Here is a 6,128-nt window from a genome sequence, read left to right as displayed (position 1 = left end):
GCCGACCGCGTGCCCGGGCCCTACATCAACACGCTGCCGGTCCGGGTCCAGGTCGGTGAGACCGGGGTCGCGCAGGCGGTCACCGGGATGCGCGGACAGCTCGCCGAACTCCTGGCCCACGAGCACGCCTCCCTGGCGGTGGCGCAGCGGGCCAGCGGCGTGCCAGGAGACGCGCCGCTGTTCACCTCGCTGTTCAACTACCGCCACAACAGCGCCGACGACCAGGCGACCGACGCCTTCGACGGCATCACCATCACCTTCTCCCAGCAGCGCGACAACTTCCCCCTCTCCGTGGCCGTGGACGACGACGGCCGCACCCTCGGCCTGGTGGTCGACGTCGTACCGCCGATCGACCCGTACGCGGTGGGCGCCCTGCTCGCCACAGCCGTCGAGAACCTCGTCCACGCCGGCGCGGACACACCGCTCGCGTCGATCGGCGTCCTGGACGAGGACGAGCGGCACCGGCTGCTCGACGAGTGGAACGACACGGCGGCGGAGAACCGCCTGACCTCGGTCGTCGCGGGCGTCGAGGCGCAGGCCGCGCGGACGCCCTACGCGGTGGCCGTGGCCTGCGAGGGCACGCAGGTGACCTACGCCGAGCTGGACGCGCGGGCGAACCGGCTGGCCCGGCTGCTCATAGCGCGCGGCGCGGGCCCGGAATCGATCGTCGGCGTCGCGCTGGACCGCGGCATCGATCTCGTCGTGGCCGTGCTCGCCGTGCTCAAGGCGGGCGCCGCGTACCTGTCCATCGACGTGAGCCACCCCGCGGACCGCATCGCCGGCATCCTGGCCGACGCCGGACCGGTGGTGGTCGTCGGACGGGCGGACACGCCAGGACACGCCCCCGTGGTGGCGCTGGACGATCCGGCGGTCGCGGCCGAGCTGGCCGCCCTCCCGGACACCCCGCTCCAGGAACGTGCGCTGCCGCGACAACCCGCCTACGTCATCTACACCTCAGGCTCGACGGGCCGACCGAAGCCGGTGGTGGTGCCGCACGGCGCTTTCGCCAACACGGTGGAGGCCGCGGTGGCGTGCGTGGGCACCGGGTCCGCGTCGCGGGTGGCGCAGTTCGCCTCGCCCGGCTTCGACATCTTCTGTACGGACTGGTCGGTGGCGCTGGTGTCCGGCGCGACGCTGGTCGTGGTGCCGCAGGATCGCCGGGCGGGGGCCGAGCTGGCGGCGTTCCTGACCGAGGAGCAGGTGACGCACGTGTGGCTGCCGCCGCAGGTGCTGGCCGGGCTGGACCCGGACGCCGTCCCGCCGGACATGGTCATCGAGGTGGGCGGCGAGGCGTGCCCGCGCGAGGTGGTGGACCGCTGGGCGGCGGGACGGGTCATGTTCAACACCTACGGCCCGACCGAGACCACCGTGGACGCCACGGTCTGGCGCTGCCGTCCCGGCGTCGACGAGGTGCCGATCGGCCGGCCGATCGCGAACACCAGGGCGTACGTGCTGGACCGGTGGCTGCGGCCGGTCCCCGTGGGCGCGGCGGGCGAGCTGTACCTGGCGGGCGCGGGCCTGGCGCGCGGCTACCGTCCGGCGCTGACGGCGGAGCGGTTCGTGGCCTGCCCGTTCGGGCGCCCGGGCGAGCGCATGTACCGCACGGGCGACGTCGCGAAGTGGACCGCGGACGGCGACCTGGTGTTCCTGGGACGCGCCGACGACCAGGTCAAGATCCGCGGCTTCCGGATCGAGCCGGGCGAGGTGCGGGCCGTCGTCGCCGAGCATCCCGGCGTGGCGCGGGCCGCGGTGATCGCGCGCGACGACGAGCGCGGCGACCGGCGGCTCGCCGCCTACGTGGTGCCCGCCGCCGAGGGCGAGGGCCTGGCCGAGTCGGTACGCGCGTTCGCGGCCCGCCGCCTGCCCCACTACATGGTGCCGTCCGTGACGGTGCTGGAGTCGTTGCCGCTGACCGTCAACGGCAAGCTAGACCGCAGGGCCCTGCCCGCCGAAACGACAGGCCCCGTGGGGCGGCGGCCGTCCGGGCCCCGCGAGGAGCTGCTGTGCGCGGCGTTCGCGGACGTGCTCGGCCGGCCCGAGGTCGGCATGGACGACGACTTCTTCGCCGTCGGCGGCCACTCCCTGCTGGCGGTGCGGCTGGTCAGCAGGATCCGCACCGCGCTCGGCGCCGAGGTGAGCGTCAGGACGCTGTTCGACGCGCCGACGCCGGCCGCGCTCATGGAGCGGCTGGACGAGGCGCGCGCGGCGCGGGCGCCCCTGACCGTGCGGGCCCGGCCCGAGCGGGTGCCCCTGTCGTACGCCCAGCGCCGCCTGTGGTTCATCAGCAGGCTGGAAGGGCCGAGCCCCGCCTACAACATCCCCGTCGTTCTGGACCTGACCGGCGAGCTCGACCGCGCGGCGCTGGAAGCGGCCTTCCGCGACGTGCTCGACCGGCACGAGGTGCTGCGGACGGTCTATCCGATCGCGGACGGGGAGCCGTACCAGCGGGTCCTTCACCTGGACGAGCTGGACTGGGAGCTGCCGGTCGCCGAGGTGGCGCCGCAGGACGCCGCCGACGCGATCGGCCGGGCCCGCGCCCACACCTTCGACCTGACCACCAAGCCGCCGATCAGGGCGTCGCTGCTGAGCACCGCGCCCGGCCGGCAGGTGCTCGTCGTCGTCGCCCACCACATCGCCGTGGACGGCTGGTCGATGGCGCCGCTGGCCAGGGACCTGTCGGCGGCCTACGAAGCCCGCCACGCGGGACGGGCCCCCGCCTGGGAGCCGCTGCCGGTCCAGTACGCCGACTACGCCCTGTGGCAGCGTGACCTGCTGGGCGACGAGGACGACCCGGGCAGCCTGCTGTCCCGCCAGGTCGCCTACTGGCGGGAGACGCTCGCCGGGGCACCGGAGGAGCTGACGCTGCCCTTCGACCGCGCACGCCCCGGCCTGCCCGGCCACCAGGGCCATCTCGCGCCCTTCGAGGTGCCCGCCGACGTGCACGCCCGCCTGGCGCGAGTGGCGCGGGCCGAGGGCGCGACCACCTTCATGGTGTTGCAGGCGGCGCTCGCGGTGCTGCTGGCCAAGCTGGGCGCGGGACGGGACGTCCCGATCGGGTCCGCGCACGCCGGCCGCACGGACGAGGCGCTGGACGACCTGGTCGGGTTCTTCGTCAACACGCTGGTGCTGCGGGCTGACCTGTCGGGGGATCCGACGTTCCGTGAGGTGCTGGGCCGGGTGCGGGCGGCGAGCGTGGCCGGTCTAGCCCAGCAGGACGTGCCGTTCGAGCGGCTGGTGGAGGAGCTGGCACCGTCCAGGTCGCTGTCCCGCCACCCCCTGTTCCAGGTGATGCTCACCCTGCAGAACAACGCCGACGCCGTGCTCGACCTGCCGGGCGTGCGCGCGGCCGGGCTGCCGGCGACCGGCGCGGCCGCGAAGCTCGATCTCGACGTGCTGGTGGCGGAGTCGTTCGACGAGCACGGCGACCCCGCAGGGCTGCGCGGAGCCGTCACGGCCGCCGCCGACGTCTTCGAACCCGGCACCACCACGCGGCTCGCCGAGCACTGGGCCCTGGTGCTCGCCGCGCTGGCCGAGGACCCCGACCGGCCGCTGTCGGCGATCGGGGCGATCAGCGCGGACGAGCGTCGCCGCACGCTGACCGACTGGAACGACTCCGCCGTGGACGTGGACCCCGCGCTGGTCGTCGAACGGTTCGAGACCAGGGCCGCGACCCGGCCCGCCGACGTGGCCGTGGTGGGGGACGGGCATGAGGTGACGTACGGCGACCTGGACGCGCGGGCGAACCGGCTGGCCCGGCTGCTGCTCGCCCGCGGCGTCGGCCCCGAGGCCCTGGTGGCGGTCGTGCTCGGCAGGGGCGTGGACGTGCTGACCGCCGTGCTCGGCGTGCTGAAGGCGAGCGGCGCGTACCTGCTGGTCGACCCCGACCACCCGGCGGCGCGGGTGGAGTGGATGCTGCGCGACGCGGCGCCCGTCGCCACCGTGGTGAGCGCCGAGACGGCGGCGCTCGTCCCCGAGGACGTCCCCGTGCTGCGGCTCGACGATCCCGACCTGGCGGCGCTCTCCGGCGCGCCCCTGCCCGCGGACGAGCGCGCCGCCCTGTCGCCGGAACACCTGGCGTACGTCATCTACACCTCGGGCTCGACCGGCCGCCCGAAGGGCGTGGCCGTCACCCACGGCGGCCTGGCCAACACCGCGACCGCGCTGGCCAGGCGATACCCGGAGCCCATCGGGCCGGGGTCACGCATCCTGCAGTTCGCGTCGGTGGGCTTCGACCAGTTCGGCCTGGAATGGGTGCTGGCGCTGCTGACCGGCGCGACCCTCGTCGTGGTGCCCGCCGACCGGCGCGCCGGATCCGCACTCTCCAGCTTCCTGACGGAGCACGCGGTGACGCACGCCGTGCTGTCGCCCGCGGTGCTGGCCGGCATGGAGGAGGGCTCCGTCGCGCCCGGCGTCGTGCTGGACGTCGGCGGCGAGGCCCTGACCCCCGCACTGGTGGACCGGTGGAGCCCAGGACGCGCCATGTACAACGGCTACGGCCCGGTGGAGACCACCATCGACGCGGTCGCCTGGCGCTGCCGGCCCGGTGTGACCGAGGTGCCGATCGGCCGGCCCATCGCGAACACGCGGGTCTACGTCCTGGACGAATGGCTGGCCCCGGCCCCGGTGGGCGTGGCGGGCGAGCTGTATCTCGCGGGCGCCGGCCTCGCCCGCGGCTACGCGGGACGTCACGGGCTGACCGCCGAGCGGTTCGTGGCCTGCCCCTTCGGCGGCCCCGGCGAGCGCATGTACCGCACCGGCGACGTGGCCAAGTGGAACGCGGACGGCGAGCTGGTGTTCGTCGGCCGCTCCGACGACCAGGTGAAGATCCGCGGCATGCGCATCGAGCCCGGCGAGATCCAGGCCGTGGTGCTGGAGCATCCTGACGCCGCGCAGGCGGCTGTCGTCGTCCGCGAGGACCGGCCCGGTGACAAGCGGCTGGTCGCGTACGTCGTCCCGGCCGGCGACCCGGCCGACCTCGCCGACTCGGTACGGCGCTTCGTCGCCGTCCGGCTGCCCGCCCACATGGTGCCCGCCGCCGTGGTCCCGCTGGACGCGCTGCCCCTCAACGCCAACGACAAGCTGGACCGCAAGGCCCTGCCCGTCCCCGAGTACGCCGTGGGTGGTCGTGGCCCGGCCGACCCGCGCGAGGAGCTGTTGTGCGAGGGGTTCGCGCACGTGCTCGGGCTGGAGCGGGTCGGCGTGGACGACGACTTCTTCGCGCTGGGCGGCCATTCGCTGCTGGTCGTCTCCCTGGTGGAGTGGCTCCGGGCGCGGGGTGTGGCGGTGTCGGTGCGGGCGCTGTTCCAGACACCCACGGTGGCGGGGCTCGCCGCGGTGGCCGGGGTCGAGCAGGTCGTGGTGCCGCCGAACGCGATCCCCGACGACACCATGGAGATCACGCCGGAGATGCTCCCGCTGGTGGAGCTGTCCCAGGCGGACATCGACCGGATCGTGGCGGGAGTGCCGGGCGGTGCGGCGAACGTGGCCGACGTCTACCCGCTGGCTCCGCTTCAGGAAGGTCTGCTCTTCCACCACCTGCTCGCCGAGGGCGGCGACGACGCCTACGTGACGCCGACCGTGCTGGCCTTCGAGTCCCGGGCTCGGTTGGACGCCTTCACGGAGGCATTGCAGCGGGTGATCGACCGGCACGACATCTTCCGCACGGCGGTGATGTGGGAGGGGCTCCCCGAGCCGGTCCAGGTCGTGTGGCGGAACGCGGAGCTGCCGGTATCCGAGGTGACCGGCGATCTGGTGGCCACGGTCGGTCTGTCGATGGATGTGGGCCGCGCGCCGCTTCTGGACGTGCACGTGACGCGGGACGATGATCGCTGGCTTGCTCTGGTGCGGGTGCATCACCTGGTGCAGGACCACCTCGGCCTGGAGGTGGTGCTGAGCGAGGTGGCGGCCTTCCTGGACGGGCGCGGCGACGACCTGCCCGAGCCGCTGCCGTTCCGCGACTTCGTGGCCCAGGCCCGCGACAGCGCGAGCACCGAGGAACACGAGCGCTTCTTCGCCGGCCTGCTCGGTGACGTTGAGGAGACGACCGCGCCGTTCGGCGTGGTGGAGGTGCGCGGGAGCGGGGCCGACGTCAGGGAGGTTCAGGCCGCGATTCCCGGTGAGGTGGCGGC

General features: G+C 74.4%; 1 protein-coding gene. It reads left to right on the top strand.

From position 1 onward, the window contains the following. Nucleotides 1–6,128: amino acid adenylation domain-containing protein (locus tag ABZW11_RS45940; RefSeq protein WP_355432803.1), on the top strand; the 6,128-nt coding region annotated here is incomplete at both ends.

It is taken from the genome of Nonomuraea sp. NPDC004580 (genome assembly GCF_040609855.1).
Classification (GTDB): domain Bacteria; phylum Actinomycetota; class Actinomycetes; order Streptosporangiales; family Streptosporangiaceae; genus Nonomuraea; species Nonomuraea salmonea.
This window is presented reverse-complemented; position numbering and strand designations above follow the sequence as displayed.